Origin of the sequence: Rhizobium sp. T1470, assembly GCF_042140505.1 — a bacterium.
Taxonomy (GTDB): Bacteria; Pseudomonadota; Alphaproteobacteria; order Rhizobiales; family Rhizobiaceae; genus Rhizobium; species Rhizobium favelukesii.
The window spans coordinates 860,133-876,724 of sequence record NZ_CP148092.1; the positions used below are offsets into that span (position 1 = coordinate 860,133).

General features: G+C 56.8%; 11 protein-coding genes and 6 pseudogenes. 9 read left to right on the top strand and 8 right to left on the bottom strand.

Features of this window, described 5'->3' with window-relative positions; translation table 11 throughout:
* Position 1 precedes the first annotated feature (1 nt).
* Positions 2 to 906, bottom strand: a pseudogene (locus tag WGT02_RS25355) (tyrosine-type recombinase/integrase).
* A 228-nt stretch (positions 907 to 1,134) separates the two neighbouring features.
* On the opposite strand from WGT02_RS25355, the gene WGT02_RS25360 reads away from it, so the two are divergent.
* Together WGT02_RS25360 and WGT02_RS25365 are read left to right on the top strand one after the other, a co-directional pair.
* Positions 1,135 to 3,063: an adenylate/guanylate cyclase domain-containing protein gene (locus WGT02_RS25360; RefSeq protein ID WP_024319000.1), complete on the top strand. Its 1,929-nt coding sequence runs from the start codon at positions 1,135 to 1,137 to the stop codon at positions 3,061 to 3,063.
* A gap of 584 nt (positions 3,064 to 3,647) precedes the next feature.
* Positions 3,648 to 3,752: pseudogene (locus WGT02_RS25365) on the top strand (integrase core domain-containing protein); the annotation flags it as partial.
* A gap of 503 nt (positions 3,753 to 4,255) precedes the next feature.
* Here WGT02_RS25365 and WGT02_RS25370 read toward each other — a convergent pair.
* The 5 genes from WGT02_RS25370 to WGT02_RS25390 form a co-directional block, all read right to left on the bottom strand.
* Positions 4,256 to 5,191 carry a HEPN domain-containing protein gene (locus WGT02_RS25370; RefSeq protein ID WP_024318999.1) on the bottom strand — a complete coding sequence of 312 codons (936 nt, stop codon included), beginning with the start codon at positions 5,189 to 5,191 and terminating at the stop codon, positions 4,256 to 4,258.
* Positions 5,192 to 5,662: 471 nt separating this feature from the next.
* The gene (locus WGT02_RS25375) at positions 5,663 to 5,908 is read right to left on the bottom strand and encodes a hypothetical protein (protein ID WP_024318997.1); all 246 of its coding nucleotides are present in this window, start codon (positions 5,906 to 5,908) and stop codon (positions 5,663 to 5,665) included.
* Between the two features lie 353 nt (positions 5,909 to 6,261).
* Positions 6,262 to 6,429 (bottom strand): Thivi_2564 family membrane protein, encoded by a 168-nt coding sequence (locus WGT02_RS25380; RefSeq protein ID WP_112334153.1) that lies wholly within the window; start codon positions 6,427 to 6,429, stop codon positions 6,262 to 6,264.
* A 378-nt stretch (positions 6,430 to 6,807) separates the two neighbouring features.
* Positions 6,808 to 6,957, bottom strand: a complete 150-nt coding sequence (locus tag WGT02_RS25385; RefSeq protein WP_208247297.1) for a hypothetical protein — start codon at positions 6,955 to 6,957, stop codon at positions 6,808 to 6,810.
* Positions 6,958 to 7,344: 387 nt separating this feature from the next.
* Complete coding sequence (locus WGT02_RS25390) at positions 7,345 to 8,118, bottom strand: thioredoxin family protein (protein ID WP_024318995.1); 774 nt, start codon at positions 8,116 to 8,118, stop codon at positions 7,345 to 7,347.
* 521 nt (positions 8,119 to 8,639) lie between these two features.
* Here WGT02_RS25390 and WGT02_RS25395 point away from each other — a divergent pair.
* Positions 8,640 to 9,403, top strand: a pseudogene (locus WGT02_RS25395) (IS5 family transposase).
* A 625-nt stretch (positions 9,404 to 10,028) separates the two neighbouring features.
* Here the strand turns inward: WGT02_RS25395 and WGT02_RS25400 are convergent.
* Positions 10,029 to 10,397 (bottom strand): phosphomannose isomerase type II C-terminal cupin domain, encoded by a 369-nt coding sequence (locus WGT02_RS25400; RefSeq protein WP_082321348.1) that lies wholly within the window; start codon positions 10,395 to 10,397, stop codon positions 10,029 to 10,031.
* A gap of 249 nt (positions 10,398 to 10,646) precedes the next feature.
* On the opposite strand from WGT02_RS25400, the gene WGT02_RS25405 reads away from it, so the two are divergent.
* From WGT02_RS25405 to WGT02_RS25425, 5 genes and pseudogenes are all read left to right on the top strand, one after another.
* Positions 10,647 to 11,759, top strand: a complete 1,113-nt coding sequence (locus WGT02_RS25405; protein ID WP_024319231.1) for a glycosyltransferase family 4 protein — start codon at positions 10,647 to 10,649, stop codon at positions 11,757 to 11,759.
* Between the two features lie 174 nt (positions 11,760 to 11,933).
* Positions 11,934 to 12,098 carry a transposase gene (locus tag WGT02_RS25410; protein ID WP_208247300.1) on the top strand — a complete coding sequence of 55 codons (165 nt, stop codon included), beginning with the start codon at positions 11,934 to 11,936 and terminating at the stop codon, positions 12,096 to 12,098.
* A 62-nt stretch (positions 12,099 to 12,160) separates the two neighbouring features.
* A protein-coding gene (locus WGT02_RS25415; RefSeq protein ID WP_208245220.1) for an IS630 family transposase occupies positions 12,161 to 13,221 on the top strand; the annotation gives its coding sequence in 2 pieces (ribosomal slippage) (positions 12,161 to 12,653 and positions 12,653 to 13,221; 1,062 coding nt in all).
* Positions 13,222 to 13,476: 255 nt separating this feature from the next.
* Positions 13,477 to 13,796, top strand: a pseudogene (tnpB, locus tag WGT02_RS25420) (IS66 family insertion sequence element accessory protein TnpB); the annotation flags it as partial.
* A gap of 55 nt (positions 13,797 to 13,851) precedes the next feature.
* Positions 13,852 to 14,254, top strand: a pseudogene (locus tag WGT02_RS25425) (transposase); the annotation flags it as partial.
* A 190-nt stretch (positions 14,255 to 14,444) separates the two neighbouring features.
* On the opposite strand, the gene WGT02_RS25430 reads toward WGT02_RS25425, so the two are convergent.
* A complete protein-coding gene (locus WGT02_RS25430; protein ID WP_024318986.1) occupies positions 14,445 to 15,611 on the bottom strand; it encodes an FkbM family methyltransferase in 1,167 nt (388 codons plus the stop codon).
* Positions 15,612 to 15,825: 214 nt separating this feature from the next.
* Here WGT02_RS25430 and WGT02_RS25435 point away from each other — a divergent pair.
* Positions 15,826 to 16,590: pseudogene (locus WGT02_RS25435) on the top strand (transposase); the annotation flags it as partial.
* Positions 16,591 to 16,592 lie beyond the last annotated feature (2 nt).

Genomic DNA, 16,592 nt, shown 5'->3' on the forward strand with positions numbered 1-16,592 from the left:
CTCAGCCGTCGGGCGTTTTGCCTTCCATCAGCGCCATCAGCCGGTCGAGGGGCCCTGCGACCGCGTGAATAGTCCGGGTGGAGACCTTCGCATAGAGCGCGGTCGTCTCCAGCTTGCTATGTCCGAGCAGAACCTGGATGACGCGGATATCGGTGCCATCCTCCAGAAGGTGGGTGGCAAAGCTGTGCCGTAGGGTATGCGGGCTGACGCGCTTGTGGATGCCGGCGACCTCCGCAGCTTCCTGAACCGCGCGATGCAGTTGCCGCGACGAGATCGGGTCGGTGCGACTGCGCCCCGGAAACAGCCAGCCATGAGGCAGCATCACGCCGCGCCGCTTTCCTTCGCGCCACCACAGTCGCAGCAGTTCAAGGAGTTGCGGAGAAAGCAGGGCATTGCGATCCTTGCGTCCCTTGCCTTGTTCAACGCGGATCAGCATGCGCGTCGAGTCGATGTCATCGACCTTGAGATGCGCGACCTCGGAGACGCGCAAGCCCGCGCCATAGGCCACGCCGAGCGCCGCTTTGTATTTGATGCCTGGCGCCGCCTCGAGCAACCGCGCAGCTTCCTCCATGCTCAGCACATCGGGTAGCTTGCGTGGATTGCGGGTTATCACCAGCGCTCGCGCCAGATCCCGCCGCTTTAGCGTCACCGCAAACAGAAAGCGTAGCGCCGAAACCGTGCCGTTGATCGTGGCCGGACCCACACCGTTCTCATGCTGATACAACTGGAAATGTCGTATGTCCTCGACCATTGCGGTGTCAGGGGTACGCCCAAGAAACGTGGCGAAGCGCCGGACATGACGGATGTAGTCCTGCTGAGTTGGGATCCCAACCCTCGCATCACCATGTCTTCCTGCATGCGCTGGCGAAGCGGGGTGGTCGGGGCATCATTGGAGAAGCTGGCCATTGAACGTTCCTCTCGTTGAAGGGAACTCAATGGTCAGGCAACACCAACAGCCTGCCCAGAACTTCAGATAATCACACCAACCTCACCGCGCACGCCCTCCCGCGAAGCGGGTTCGTGCATGGTGCCAAAAGCAGACATGCCGTTTTGGCGGTGTGCTAGCTGCGGCGCTTCGATGGGTGTAGACTCCCGGCATATTGCATGTTCATGTGTTCATGCAGGGTCACAATGATGAGTATCCCCGCGCTCGACCGGAAGCTGCTGGCGATCCTGGCGGCGGATATGGTAGGCTACTCGAAGGCGATGGAGGCCGATGAGGCCGGCACCATCAAGCGACTGAAGGCCATCCGCGCCGACCTGATCAATCCCGCCATCTCTGAGCGCCATGGCACCGTTATCAAGCTGATGGGCGACGGCGCGCTCGTCGCCTTCAACAGCGTGGTTGATGCGGTTGCCTGCGCCGCGGAGTTTCAGAATGCCGTGGCGGCCCGCAGCGCCGGCCTACCGGAGCCTGAGCGCATCGTATTCCGCGTCGGGATCAATCTGGGCGATGTGGCGTTGGTGGATGGCGATGTCTACGGTGATGGCGTGAATGTCGCCGCGCGGCTGGAGCAGTTGGCCGAGCCGGGCGGCGTGATGGTGTCGGGCACGGCCTACGATCATCTCCAGGGCAAACTCGACTGGCCGCTCGATTTCGCCGGCGAGCAGCAGGTCAAGAACATCAGTCGCCCAGTGCGGATGTACCGGCTGAGACTCGATGGCAAACGGGCGCGTCGCCCGCTTGTCGCAATGATGCCGCGCTGGACCAAGACGGCTGCGGCGGCGATCGTGGCGCTGGCTCTGGCGGGCGGCGGGGTCTGGTGGTTCTTGCAGCCCGAACTTTTGAGCGCCAAGCCGTCGGTGGCGGTGCTGCCCTTCAACAATTATGGCGGCGACGAGGCTAGCGGGCGTCTGGCCGATGGCCTGACTGAGGACATCATCACCGATCTCGCGCGGTTTCCCGAATTCGAGGTGGTGGCGCGGAATTCGACGGAAGTTTACAAAGGCAAGCCGGTGGATGCCCGCCAGGTCGCAAGTGCGCTCCATGTCGGCTTTGTACTGGAAGGCTCGATACAGCGGCAGAGTGGCCGGGTACGGATCACAGCACAGTTGATCGATGCAAAAACCGGCCACCATCTTTGGTCGGAGAATTGGGACCGGCCCGGTGAGGACGTGTTCGCCGTTCAGACCGAAATCGCAGAGCAGGTCGCCAACCGCCTCGGCGGCGGAGTGGGACTGATTCAAGAGGCCGGGCGGGCTGCAGCCAAACGTAAACGGCCTGAAAACCTGAATGCCTATGATTACTATCTTCTCGGGTCCGAGAAGATTGAAAAGCTCACCAAAGCCGATGACGAGGAGGCCATCACGTTTCTCAACCGCGCCGTCGAACTGGACCCGGGGCTGGCACGGGCCTGGGTAGAACTTTACCATGCTCATGATCTAATGGGTGTGTTTGGCGTTAATCCCGAGAGCAACCGCAAGGCGGCCGCCGATGTGGCCGAACGCGCGGTGCGGCTTGATCCGAGCGACGCTGAAGCACATGCGGTGTTTGGTATGAGCCTTGCTAATAAGGGCGACATGGGCCGCGCCAAGTCTGAGCTGGACACGGCCCTTCGTCTAGCTCCGGGTTCGTCCGAAATCCTGACTTTTTATACCGGCTTTGCCGCACGCTTCGGTGAACCCGAACGCGGCGCTCAAATGGTCGACCAGGTAATGAGGCTGGACCCGAACTATCCGATGTGGGCGTCCAACTTCTTCGCACCTGCTTATTTTATGGCGGGCCGGTATGAGGACGCGGTGAAGATGCTGGAGCGCATGACGCCTAACAACTACCAAAAGTGGACTTGGGTGGTCCGTAGCAGTTCCCTCGCGGCACTCGGTCGAACCGATGAGGCGAATGCTTCGGTTACAGAAGCTCTCAAGAATCACCCAGACCTGACTGTCGAGAGCATGATCAATGAACCCGGCCTGAGCACAATGGAGCGCAGTCGGTTCATAGAGACAATGCCGCTAGCTGGCTTCCCGGCGTGCGCCAAGCCCGAGGTGCTGGCGAAACTCGCCAAACCTGTGCGACTGCCGGAATGCGAGGCGGGGACGGCGAAGCCTCTCGGGCAGCCATAGAACAGCCCTATGCAACGCGCGCGAGCCGCTGATCGCCCCGCCCCGGCGAGTGCTGTCGCTGAGGGTTTGGCGCGATGACACAAATGGTTGCAACGCTGCGCGAGGCGCCCCGGCTTTGGGCGATCCACGCCGACCTGGAGTTGACCGACATATATCCGTATCCGCTTTCTCCCCTATACGGACGACTGCAGCCTGTGGATGTTTTGTGGCTCAGCCGGCGTCTCGTTGACCAAAGCTGGAGCAGTGCGAACCTGGTCGCTCGGGTTCTCAACTCGCAACCTTGTCAGCGCGTTTTCACGAAGGATTTCAGTGTCGGAACGGAGGTCGCGCCAAGGTCGCAATTCAGACACTGCGGCTGAAAGTTCTCTCTTTTGTTCCGAAGCGTTTTTCGAATGAGCATAAGAATTAGCGCGTTGGATGTTTTGGCGCGGATGCAACTGACGAACACGCCGAGCTCTCATCTTGCGCAGCGTCGAAGCCGGTTGTGGCGCGGGTCCTGGCATAGCTTTGCCGGGTCTGGCGTCATCGCAGAATGGGCGGACGATTTGCACCATTTCTGGCCATCTCGTCGCTCGAATACATCGCCCGGAAATCAGATGCAGAACGGCGATGTTGAGTCCTTTAACGGCCGGCTCCGCGACGAGCCGCTCAACGAGAGACTGTTCTCCGATCTCGACGATGCCCGCAGCGGACGTTCGAGACTCTCTATCGATGCGGGGACTGTCCCGATCCTACCGCCATCGCGGCTCTCGTGTTGCGTTGTACAGCAATTCGCTGGCGGAAGCGAATGCTCCAAATAGCTGTAAAAGTCGAGCCTCTTCTCCCTCGTCAAGTCGGTGCCGTTTTGAGAAATCCTTGACCGACCACACACGGGTCAGGGATCCGGTGCCGGCACAATTCGGTTCAACTCGCTGCATACTTATCTCCTCCCACATAGTTGCTGGGAGATGGCTAGCAAGTGCTAAATTAGAAAGATATAAAGTAAGACATGTTGGTGCGTTTTTTCGATTACGTGGCGCCGCCGCTTTCCGACGACGCGCGCTGGCTGGCTGTTCACGCAATCCTCACCTGTGAGAACGACGTTGAATTGGGAAGGCGCGCAACGGTCAGTTCTTCTCTTCGCGTGGCACCCTTGCAGGTGTGCCTCGTTTCGAGTGTGCATATGCTTCACGGTGACCCGCGCACAAAACGCTTACATGGAAAGCCGTTCCCGGCAAATTGCTTCTACAAGAGCCTGTAGGGCCTTGACCTGTTCGAACAGCCACGCGAGCTCTTCACCGGTGATCGTGTACTCGGGAGAGTATCGCGCCTCCACATAGGCCCGCGAGAGTAGCTCGAAGCACCGACGAGAGAACCGGTTGTCGCGCGGCCAAGCAGCGATTAGTCGGCTGTCGATCCCCTCGGCCTGAGAACGCAACACCTTTATTCGATGTGATTTGGGGCTGTAGAGGGTTAGCGTGAGCAGGACGCAGTGGTAAAATCGTTCCGTCGCTTGGTGAAGGTCAAATGCCGCATGGTTGACCATGCCGTCTGAAATTGCGTTCTCCGCCTGAGTGATGCAATAGGATGCATTAGGCAGCCAGCGTTCAAAATGCTGCTCCGCTTCCTCTCTTTCATTTTCCGCCGTCAGTGGCTTCGGCTCTGCCAGGGGATGGCCAGGCTGTTCGTAGAGGACGATGCCGTCTCTGGCGATGTCGACGAAGAAGGGCCGACCGCGGGCGAGCTGATCGTTGACGTCGTGGAGCGTGTGGACGATCGGGACGACCGGTGTTTCGATGCGATGGCCGATCTGCTCTTTCAACAGCTGCTCTTCGATGCCTTCCCAGAGTTCATGCTCATCGGCAAAGGACTTCTTGTTGACGACGATCAACAGGTCGTAGTCGGAGCGGTAGCCGCTGAGGCGATCCTCGACCCAGTCACCGCGGCCATACGAACCGTACAGTATCACCTTCAAGATCTTGCCGGAATTTCGCTTTGCAGACAGCTTGCTTGCCTGAAACGCACCGACCTCAGCAAACAGGATTTCGATGATCCTCGCCAACTCGCGCCGCTTTCTGTCCGGCAGGTGCTCAATGTGGTCGGTCAGGGTCAAAACAGCGTCGAAGCCTTCAGTGTGAATCGCATCCATCGTAGCGGTTCCATCGTGATTGCACACTCTAAACCTTTTACGCGAGATACATTGACGATACAATCAAAAGATGGATTGAAACCCCGCTCAAATCGAAATTCGAAAGGCCGAACGGCTTCTCGCTGACCACCTCAACGATCTGGTGCAGATCATGAAGGCAGCCTGGGTAGGTATAATCGTTGAGTGACAAAATTTCTCCAATCGAAACTCGGTTGGTTCGCTGTTTGGCAACGCTTGCCTGGGGCGATCGGCTTACCTCGTCCATCGCTTCCAGACCACCTGCCTCGACCTATTCGGCTTCTTATGCCCAAGGAGAAGCTGGCCCTACGGATGCGTGGCGGTTGGAGGCTAGGTGGCGAGCCAGAGCGCGGCTTTTCGCACTCGCACATAAATCATGATGGATGGCTAGAGAGGGAACGAGCTGGAATCACCCAGAGAGCCAGCCGCACATCAGCTCTTCCAGTGGCGAGGTCATGCTCCACCCAGGGGATTGAAGGGAGTGTTCGGAGATCGGATGTCGACCGTCAGCGAAGCGTAGAACGACGGCGGTCTTTCTTCATCGATCCGGTTTAGCATGCCGACCAATTCATCGCCTTCCTCGGCGGTGAGCATGTCCCTGACGAACCCATTAACCACCGCCTTCTGTCCAGTCGTCCCGTCGAAGATGGTCCAGTAGATATTGAGGTTCTTATGTAGGTTGTATCTGCGGCTTTCCATGGGGATTATGTCCTACTACGCACTGACCTCTCACTCCGTGTGCGACACTCCTTTAGATACCACTTATATAATGCCATTTGCCGTCCGATCTGTGAATCGAACAAGAGTCTAGTGGGACCTATCTATTCGGAGAGTGTGTCCCTCGCAATTGAATTGAACTTAAGGTTGTGCAGTGAATTTCACCGATGCCGATCGCTCGAACGCGTCGGGGATGACGGTTACTCTGTTGCTGACGCTCGATTGTCCTTAGCGAGTTTCAGGTCTGTCTCGGCACGGAGGTAGGCACGACGATACGTGCACAGCGCTCGTTTATTGGCAGCACCGCAGCCCGACCGCAGTCCGGCTACTCTGGTCTACCATACTGCAAGATATTTCAGCAGCGACACGATGCCGATGATGATGACGATGATCTGAACAATCTGGCGCATCCGGCCGTCGATAGGAAGTCGCTGCACGAGGTAAAGAACAAGGACGATTACGAGAAACGTGATCAGAATTCCGATCAATATGGATGCACCCATATTCCACTCCTATGGCGGAAAGCATTTTCGATACAGGAAGTTAACTATGGGACAGGCGGCTAAAGGAAAGGGGGAGGATTGAAACGGTCGCGAATGCTCTACTCCCGTCTTGAAGCCGTCCGGGTATCTAGACCGCGACGGAACAGAACAGACCCGACTGATAATGGTCGCGATGATCAAAGGCCAGCGCTACGTCGACGCACGATAATCGCGATCACAAACCGGTAAATTTACATCTCGTTGGTCTCGCTATCGTGCCGTAAATCGGTGACATCGCCCTCGCTAGCGACGCTGAGTTTGACGCCGTCGCCACCGATCCGAACAATGTGACGGCACACAAACGTCGTTTCATCGTGGAGAGAAAGGTGGCTGATTAGCCTACTTCTCCTCGACCGAAATGCCCTTCTCGCCGATCGAGATATCGACGCCTTTGGGTTTGCTCTCCTCGCGGAGAATGTAGATGCCCATGCCGAGGACTAACACGACCAAAGCGCCGATCACGAAGTAAAGGCCGTTCCGATTGTTCATTCATTTCCCCAGGTTATAGACTCCCTGAAATAGGCGGGGCGATAAGGATGGCAACAGTGTCGCATTGACAGGACAGGGCAAAAATCAAAGTTCTGAATCCTGCGCGTGCTCCAAGAAAGGCAACCAGCCAGCGCGCACGTCAACGCACAGGACCTCGGATCGTGGCTTCGTCTCCTGCCCTGGGACTCAAGAGAATCCCAAGGCGAAACAGCAAGGACGGCCGGGCGAATGGAAAGGCACGCTGGCACGCCAATGCGCGCCCAACTCGCCGAAGCGCAAGCTGGTTGTAAGCTTCCCGATTAAAGTCCCAGCGTGCCTTTCCAAGACATTTTCGGCAACGATCACGCCGGCAAGCCCAACCACTGGATCAGGACTTTGCGCTCAGTGCTAGTTCCGGAACGCTGCCTCTCCGGCGTCCGACACCTCAACCCATTTCTTGTCGGGGGCTGCATCTGCGACGTAGCTGTCGTGCCAGTTCCACCACTTGTAGGTTGGCGTCTGGGGGTAGCCTTCGGGAGAGTCTTCCCACACCTCCTGTCGGCCCAGCGGCGTGATGTCGAGGTAGTTCCAGGTGTTGCCCATCTGCTCGTCGCCGCGGTTATTGATGAAATACGTCCGGAACACGCGGTTGCGATCGTGATAGAAAACGTTCGTGCCGTGCCACTCGTCCACTCCGAAGTCCGCATCGAAGGTGTCCGTGAGCGTGAACCAAGGCATTTCCCACCCCATCCGCGCCTTCAACTGCGCGATGTCCGCCTGGGGCGCACGCGAGACGAAGACGAGAGTGGTGTCGCGGGCGTTCAGGTGAGCGACGTGGGCGACCTGATCAGCTACCATGGAACATCCCCGGCAGGCATGGTCGGGCCAACCAAAGACGCCGGGCTCGAAAAAAGCTCGGTAGACGATCAGTTGACGTCGACCCTCGAAGAGGTCGACCAGACTGGCCTTGCCAGCGGTGCCCTCGAACACATATGGCTTCTCCACGGTCATCCATGGCATTCGCCGCCGCTCTGCAGCCAAGGCATCGCGGGCGCGCGTCTGGGCCTTTTCCTTGACGAGCAACTGTTCGCGAGCTGTTTCCCAAGCCTGCGGCGATACGACCGGCGGCGTGTGCATGATGGGTTGGCCGCGCTTGTCCGTGTTCTCGACTGATATAGTCATGGCTTTAAAACCTCCTGAGTGGAATTCTTGCGCCTCCGGGTTGAAGCGTCGCTCTTCATTGCGCATCGCTTCCGATTAACCGCGAGGGAGTTTGGCACCGAAAAGCGAATGGTGGGAGTAACAAGTGTGGCGGGTATCATGCCGCTCTTGACCCCGTCGCCCACGCCTGCGGTTGCACGGGTGGACGCCCTCGCGCTCGGCAATTTGAAGAATTACCCTTCGCCACCTGCCGCGCCGAGCCCTTGTGGTCCATTCAGCCGGTTGAGGATCAAAACAAACCAAGTCGGAAGAACTTCACGAGCGGGTACTGCGCCGAAAAATCCGGGTTTGGTTGGTAACTGCCACCTGGAGGTCGGTAGCGCATGGGTCCTGGGCCGCCACTCGGTTTCATCAACGGCCTTACCAACCAGGTGGATGAAGCTCGATCCCGACAAACTGTCCGGGAACTAGGGCGTAAACCCATTAATGTTCTTGGCGTTTTGCGTGCCTCGTGATTCAAGGCTTCCGAATGAGGAGCCATGATGACACGCCGCCGCTACGAACTCACGGACCAGGAATGGTCGATTATTTCGCCACTTCTTCCCAACAAGCCGCGCGGCGTTCCCCGTGTCGACGACCGACGGGTGTTGAATAGCATCCTTTGGCGCTTCCGAACAGGCTCTCCTTGGGCGGAAGTTCCTGAGCGGTATGGGCCGCCAACCACCTGCTACAACCGCTTCGTCCGCTGGCGGAAGGCTGGTGTCTGGGATCGGCTTCTTGAAGCGGTTTCAGAAGCTTACGATGGCGACATCGTCATGATCGACTCGACCTGTGTTCGCGTTCACCAGCACGCGGCCACGGGAAAAAAGGGGATCAAGACGATGGTGGCATGGGACGTTCCCGCGGCGGGCTCACGAGCAAAATCCACGCGCTCGTCGATGCTGAAGGTCGGCCCGTCACGCTCCGTCTGACCGGCGGGCAGATTGCTGATTGCACTGAAGCCGATGCGCTGACTGACAGCCTCGGCGAAGGCGACATCCTGCTTGCCGACAAGGGCTATGACAGTAACGCCATCCGGGCTAAGGCGGCCGCGCGCAAAGCCTGGGCCAACATCCCGCCCAAAGCAAATCGGACGGGCTCCTTCTCATTCTCGCGCTGGGTTTATCGGCAGCGAAACCTCGTGGAGCGGTTTTTCAACAAGATCAAACAGTTCAGAGGTATCGCCACACGCTACGACAAGCGCCCGGAAAACTATCTCGCCGCTGTCAAACTTGTCGCGGCGCGGATCTGGTGTCAGAGTTTATGAGTCGACGCCCTAGCGAAATCAAATGTCCGCGATTTGGCGGAATCAGTGTCCCGTTAATCCGAAATCCGCACTATGGTCGAGGGAGGCAAGATACCCTGTGAATCTCTGCGGCTTCCATCGGAGGTGCCAAAGACATGAGGAAGCTGTGGTAAACAGCCGCTGGCGCATCATTCGCGCCGACATAGCAACTTATGAGGATAATACTGCGTGATCTCAACTAAAAGGAAGCAGGTGCGGGCCATTGGTGGGGCATAGAGATATGAATTTTGTGAAGCGGTTTCGCCCCACCCATCTGACTTGTTAGTTCCCCGCTTCGAGCGATGAACGCGCAGCGCACACCGATCGGCAATACGATCTCCAAGAACTCCATTACCAAAACCATGCGACGGAAGGATGATCAGAGACTCGAGTCTCCTATTGCTAAAAAGCTAGCAAAACACATGTTTGAAATTTGACCGGAAGGGCTGTAACGACAGAAAAATGATCCGCGCGTTTAATCTTCAAATGAACCGTGGGTGTCTGCTACCCCTCGATACCAGACTTTTTACGTCGAAGCGATGCCTCACCAATGGTGCCTGGCCTTGTTAAGCCGCTTGGGGCCCGACTGCTTCGAGAACGAGGGTCGTTAAGCCCGGCTATAGTCATCGCTAAGGCGAATGATATCGTTCTCATCTAGTAGCTCACCATACTGGATCTCAATAAAGACGAGCGGCTGATTCCCCGTACACGAGACGCGATGTGTTGCCTTGAGTGGGATATCGACCGTATGTCCGAGCTCAAAGCTGTGATGCGTTCCATCGACTTCGGCAACGCCTTGACCAGAAACTGCCGTCCAACGCTCAGATCGGTGATTGTGGTATTGGAGGGAAAGCCGCTCACCAGGATTGACTACGATGCGCTTAACGACATGGCGCTCGCCAATATCTAAGACATGCCAAGTGCCCCAAGGACGCTGATCATTGTCGCCAATTTTGTAGAGGCTACCCAACCGCATGCATTGCTCCCCAAGCGTATATCGCCGGCACCTAACTGCTTCATTTGCTTCTTTAAGGCCTTTTACACCGTTCGCAATAAGGGGCTGCTATTTTCCATGCCTTTGTTTATATGAGCCTTCAGGGTCACGCCATCCGTTCTGTGTCGGTTGAGGCTACGAAGGCAGGGCGTATCCGATGACTGCCATGCCGGCGGAATGATTTAAACAGAGCGAAGGCCGGGGACCTATATGATCCGGCGTTGGAGTGAGATGCGGGTTCTACATTTCTTCAAGACTTATTGGCCCGATACTTTTGGCGGAGTTGAGCGGACAATCCACGCAATTGCCAAGGGAACCGCCAAATACGGGATCCAATCCGACGTGCTCTCGCTGAGTAGCATGCCTGAGCAGAACACCCGGGAGTTTGATGGTCATATCGCTCACAAAGCCAAGCTCGATTTTGAATTTGCCTCGACGGGCTTTTCCTGGGAGGTCTTTGGACGGTTCCGCGAACTAAGCGACAGGGCCGACATAGTGCATTACCACTTTCCCTGGCCGGTAATGGATGTTGTCCATCTCACTTCGCGCCTGAGAAAACCGACTGTCGTTACTTACCACTCCGATATCGTCAAGCAGCGGATCCTCTTGCAGCTCTATAGGCCGCTCATGCATCGCTTTCTAACAAGTGTTGACAGGATTGTGGCCACGTCACCGAACTACCTGGCGACCAGCGACGTGCTGCAGCGCTATAGGAGCAAAACCACGGTCATCCCGCTGGGGCTGGACGAAGGGGATTACCCGCGCGCTTCTGACGATGTGAAGGCACGCTGGCGCCAGAGGTTTCCGAAGCCATTTTTCCTTTTTGTTGGTGTCCTTCGCTACTACAAGGGTGTGCACATACTCTTGGAGGCTGCAAAGCAGACAGACCATGATATCCTGCTAATTGGGCAGGGGCCAATGGAAGCGTCGTTGAAGGCCTATGCAAAGGAGCACAGCCTTGAAAATGTCCATTTTCTTGGAGCGTTGCCGGATGCAGACAAAGCCGCACTTCTCGAGCTAAGTACCGGCCTCGTTTTTCCATCTCATTTGCGGTCTGAAGCCTTTGGCCTATCGCTTGTCGAAGCGGCGATGTTTGGGAAACCAATGATCTCCTGTGAAATAGGAACTGGGACTAGCTTTGTTAACGTTCACGGTGAAACAGGTGTGGTTGTGAAGCCAAATGACCCAGATGCGTTAGCTGGGGCAATGATCCGCCTCTCTAGGCGCCGGAAAGAGGCGCTTGGCTACGGAGAGAAGGCCAGGGCGGCTTATTTGGAGAAATTTACAGCAGTCCAGATGACGGCCGACTATGCTTCTGTCTATCGCGATATAGTGGGGCGATAGATGTTATACCAACGTGAGCGGTCTCTGACTCGTTTCGCGGTTTCCAAATCAGTTGAATTCTGAATCTATGTCGCAAACGGAGGTTTGCGGGTAACCCCACGGTGAGGGCCGTCTTGTGATGTGAGGCGGAACGTTGGATGTCCTGGTGCAAGCACTAGGAATAGTCCTCTGACAATGCAGCAAATCGAAGTGATCACCTCTGTGGAGCGCCGTCGTCGCTGGTCTCGCGCGGAGAAGGAGCGGCTGGTTGCGGCCTGCCTCGAGCCGAATGCCAGCGTATCTGAGATTGCCCGGTCGGCGGGCATCCACGCGAGTCATACCAGCGTGAGCGATCTCTGACTCTTTTTGAGGTTTCCAAATCAGTTGAGTTCTGAATCAATACCGCAAACGGAGGTTTGCGGATGACATCAGGAATTCCACTGCGCGATGACTTCGACGGCTTCGCTCTTCGGGCGTTGGCCAAAGGCACGAAGGATGCGGCACAGGCTCGGCGGCTTCTTGCCCTTGCCGAAATCTATGATGGCCATTCCCGCAGCGATGCGGCCAGGATCGGAGGCGTGACCCTGCAAATTGTCCGCGACTGGGTTATTCGCTTCAATGCGCGTGGCCCGTCGGGGCTCATCAATGGCAAAGCACCCGGCAATCAAGGAAAGCTTTCCGACGTGCATCGCCAGGCTTTGGCAAAGATCGTCGAAAGTGGCCCGATACCGGCGGTGCATGGCGTTGTGCGCTGGCGGCGCAAGGATCTTGCTCAATGGCTGTTCCAAGAATATCGGATATCCGTCGATGAAACGACCATTGGCCGCGAATTGAAGGCGCTCGGCTTTGCAAAGCTGTCTGCCCGCCCGCGCCATTACGCCCAGAACGAAGGCGACCTGGAGAGTTTTAAAAAAAGTTCCCCGCCACACTGGCAGCCATCAAAGGCAGGCTCCCGAAGAACGTCGAGATTGAGCTCTGGTGGGCCGACGAAGCTCGGATAGGCCAAAAGAACAAGATCACCCGGCGATGGGCACGCAGGGGAACAAGGCCTTCGGCACCACACGATCAACGCACGATGTGGACCTATATCTTCGGCGCTATCTGCCCCAAGAAGGGCAAAGGTGCGGGTCTCGTTCTTCCCTACTGCGACACCAGCGCCATGAACCAGCATTTGATCGAAATCAGCCAGGCCGTCGATGACGGCGCTCATGCCGTGCTGATCGTTGATCAGGCGGGGTGGCATGTCACGCCGAAGCTCGATGTGCCCGACAACATCACACTGCTCTTCCTGCCGCCACGCTCGCCCGAATTAAATCCCGTCGAGAACGTGTGGCAATTTCTGCGTGACAACTGGTTGTCCAACCGGATCTTCAAAGATTACGAGGACATCGTCGCCCATTGCTGCGACGCATGGAACAAGCTGGTCGCTCAGCCGTGGAAGATCATGTCGATTGGAATGCGTGACTGGGCGCACCGGTTTTGATTAGCGCTCGTTGGTATCAGTTGTTCCGGTGGCGCAAAGAACTTTGCCAGGTCGCACCGCCGCCAGCGCGGCAGCTCATTCCCGTAGAAGTCACGGCCTTGCCTGCGCCTGATCCGGTGGAGACAACACTGCCACCCTCGACCGCAAGAAGATAAGCATTGTGACGATCGAGCTTGGCCGCGGCCGGCGCATTCGTGTGGAGAGCGATGTCGATACTGAAGCGCTCGCTCGGATCCTCGACGTGGTCGAGCGGCGATGATCCCGGTTCCGAGCGGCGTGAAGGTCTGGCTGGCGACGGGACACACAGACATGCGGAAAGGCTTCCCCGGCTTGTCGTTGATGGTGCAGGAGACGCTGAAGGGGGATCCGCATGGCGGCCACCTATTCTGCTTCCGTGGGCGTCGGGGCGGGCTGATCAAGGTAATCTGGCACGACGGCCAAGGTGCCTGTCTGTTCACGCGCGGCCGCTTCATATGGCCGTCAGCGGCTGACGGCACGGTGGTCATAACTCCTGCACAGCTCGGCTATCTGCTTGAAGGGATTGACTGGCGATGCCGCAAAGAACCTGGCGTCCAGGCTGGGTAGCGGAAATGGCTGGAAAGGCAAGGCCGAATATGATTCCATCTTGCCATGACCGAAGCGGACGATCAGCTTCCCGACGACCTTGCCAGCGCTCACGCGATGATCCTCGCCGAGCGCGCCGCCCGTCGTGAAGCCGAGGCTGTTGCTGCTCGTGCGCAAGCTGTAAACTCCCGTTCCGATGCGCTGATTGCCCGGCTGAGACTAAATTAGAGATCGAGAAGCTCAAGCGCGACATCCATGGCAACCGCTCGGAGCGAAAGGCCCGCCTTCTCGAACAGATGGAATTGCAGCTCGAAGAGCTGGAGGCCGACGCCAGCCAGGACCAACTGGCCGCGGAGATGGCGGCACGATCATCGACAGTCAAACCTTTGAGCGCAAGCGTCCATCGCGCAAACCGTTTCCGGAGCATCTGCCGCGCGAGCGCGTTGTGCTTCACGGCTTGTCCTCCTGCCAGGAGGATCGGCTCGACCTATCCGAGCAACCCTCGCATAGGCAGTGTAGGGCAAGCCACCCCGGCCCGAAGGACATAGGGTCTTACGTTTGCGGATGACATTGGGAATTCCATTGCGCGATGACTTCGACCGTTTTTTCCCGCACAAACTTTGATGGGCTGCCTGTGGGCACGGGTAGCCCTGCAATACCTACATTGTGCGGCTCCAAGGGTCGTTGTTGGGCTTCAAAGCAATGTAGTCGCCGTGCTTACCGCTAAGAAACTCCTCCGCCGTTAGATATTCAGAAACACTAATTTCTCCATTTTCGCCAACGACAGGTCGGATTTGACGTATGCGGTAGCCATGTTCGTTGAAAAAACTCAGCATGTCATTGACCGCAGACTGGTATCGGTGATTTCCGCTTGTGTAGGCGTAGCCTGACCACTCAAAAATTATTTTGCAGGTAGGCGACCGTCTGATCAAATCGACTGCGCCAAGTAAAACATATGGCTCGGCCTGCTCAACGTCACAATGTATGAGGTCCGCCACTAGATCCTTAGTCACGTCATCCAGACGTAACGTTTGCACGTGAAAGGAATTCATGAGGCCTCGGCTCGAAACCCATTTTCCGTTCTCATCAAGAAGTTTCGGCAGGCTTTCTGGTGACCACATTGGGTTGTCGGATTGATCTGCCGTTTCGGCCGGACCACTAAGGTGCCCGCCCCCGATGAATTGATAGTCGAAGGTAAAGTCCAGCGTCTCATTAGAGACGAGGTAAGCAGCTCTATTGTAAGCATCGACGCGATCTACAATACCACCGTACATGATTGTCTTCATCAGGACGCAGAAGACATGAGGGTTTGCTTCGATAGATATGACCTTTCCCGTAGAGCCAACAATTCTAGCGCCTAGGCAAGTGTAGTAACCAAAATTAGCCCCCACATTTATATAGGTTTGCCCTTCGCGTAGAAGCTCTTGGACAACTCTTGTGGTCCAAGCTTCGTGTATACCATCGCGCAAAATTCCGATTGTTACATCCACGTTGAACGTGGGTACCACGACATGCCCGTCCCACTTCGTTCGCACAAGGCACAGACCATCGCCAATATAGGTAGCCATATGAGGGTTACCACTGTTGTCGATTACGTTCGTCGGTCTCAGTATTGCATCGATGTTACGAATAGCGTCCTGTTCGACCTGGCGATCAACATTAAAATGGCGACCTTCCAAAATTGCGTGTGGAACTAAATTTGCTTTCCGCGCGAGATAGTCGACATGAACCATGATCTTATTTACTGTATCTGGACTAAGGTTTTCTAACTCAGCACGTAATTCGGTGAAATAAGCGGTATTTCCTTGCTCTGATTTCTTGAACACGACTTTCTCCCTGGGTGCCCCGGATCCCGGCCAACTAGCGAATGTTTACGACTGTGATGACTTTTTTCCAAGGCCAAAATCACGTTGCGGCGATGACGTCCCCGGAGGTGATGTAGCAGGACAGCGGTCGTCATCGGCATTTTCCGGTAGGGTGGGGTTGATCGAGCGCAGCCTGGATCAATGACATGATGGACTTACGAGTTCTGATGCAGATTTGCTGCGCGAGATGATTGGCTTTGCCGCTGAGAAGTTGATGGCGCTGAAGGTCGGGGCAAAGACCGGTGCGGCCTATGTCGAGAAGAATGACTCTCGACTTGCTCAACGCAACGGCTATCACGATCGCGACTGGGAGACGCGGGCTGGCCCTGTTGAGCTCGGATTCCCAAACTTCGCACCGGCAGTTACCTTCCAAGCTTCCTCGAGCCGCGCTGCATGGCAGAGAAGGCCCTGACCGCCGTCATCCAGGAGGCCTACGTCCAAGGTGTCTCGACCCGCTCGGTCGATGATCTGGTGAAAGTCATGGGGGCGCGTCTGAGGCCGACCCGATCTGGACGGGGTTCCTGCGCAAGCTTACCCGGCACGGTCTGCGAGAGGTCAACCTCGCCGTCTCCGACGCTCACGAGGGCATCAAAGCGGCTGTTTCCAAGCTCCTCTGCACGGCTTGGCAGAGATGCCGGGCGGGGTTCACTTCATGCGCAATGCCCGGCAGGCGTGTCGTCTCGGCATTCATTGCTACGGTATCCGCACAGGACATCCTGGAAGCCCCCAGTCTACAGTGGCGTAACGTCGCCGATCAGATCAGACCAAACGTGCCGAAACTCGCCCATCTCATGGACAATGCTGAAGAGGACGTGCTCGCTTACATGACCTTTCCCAAACAGCATTGGATCAAGCTGCGCAGAATCCAATTGAGCGCTTGAATGGAGAAATCAAACGGAGGACAGAGATTGTCGGTATTTTCCCTGACGACGAAGCCATCGG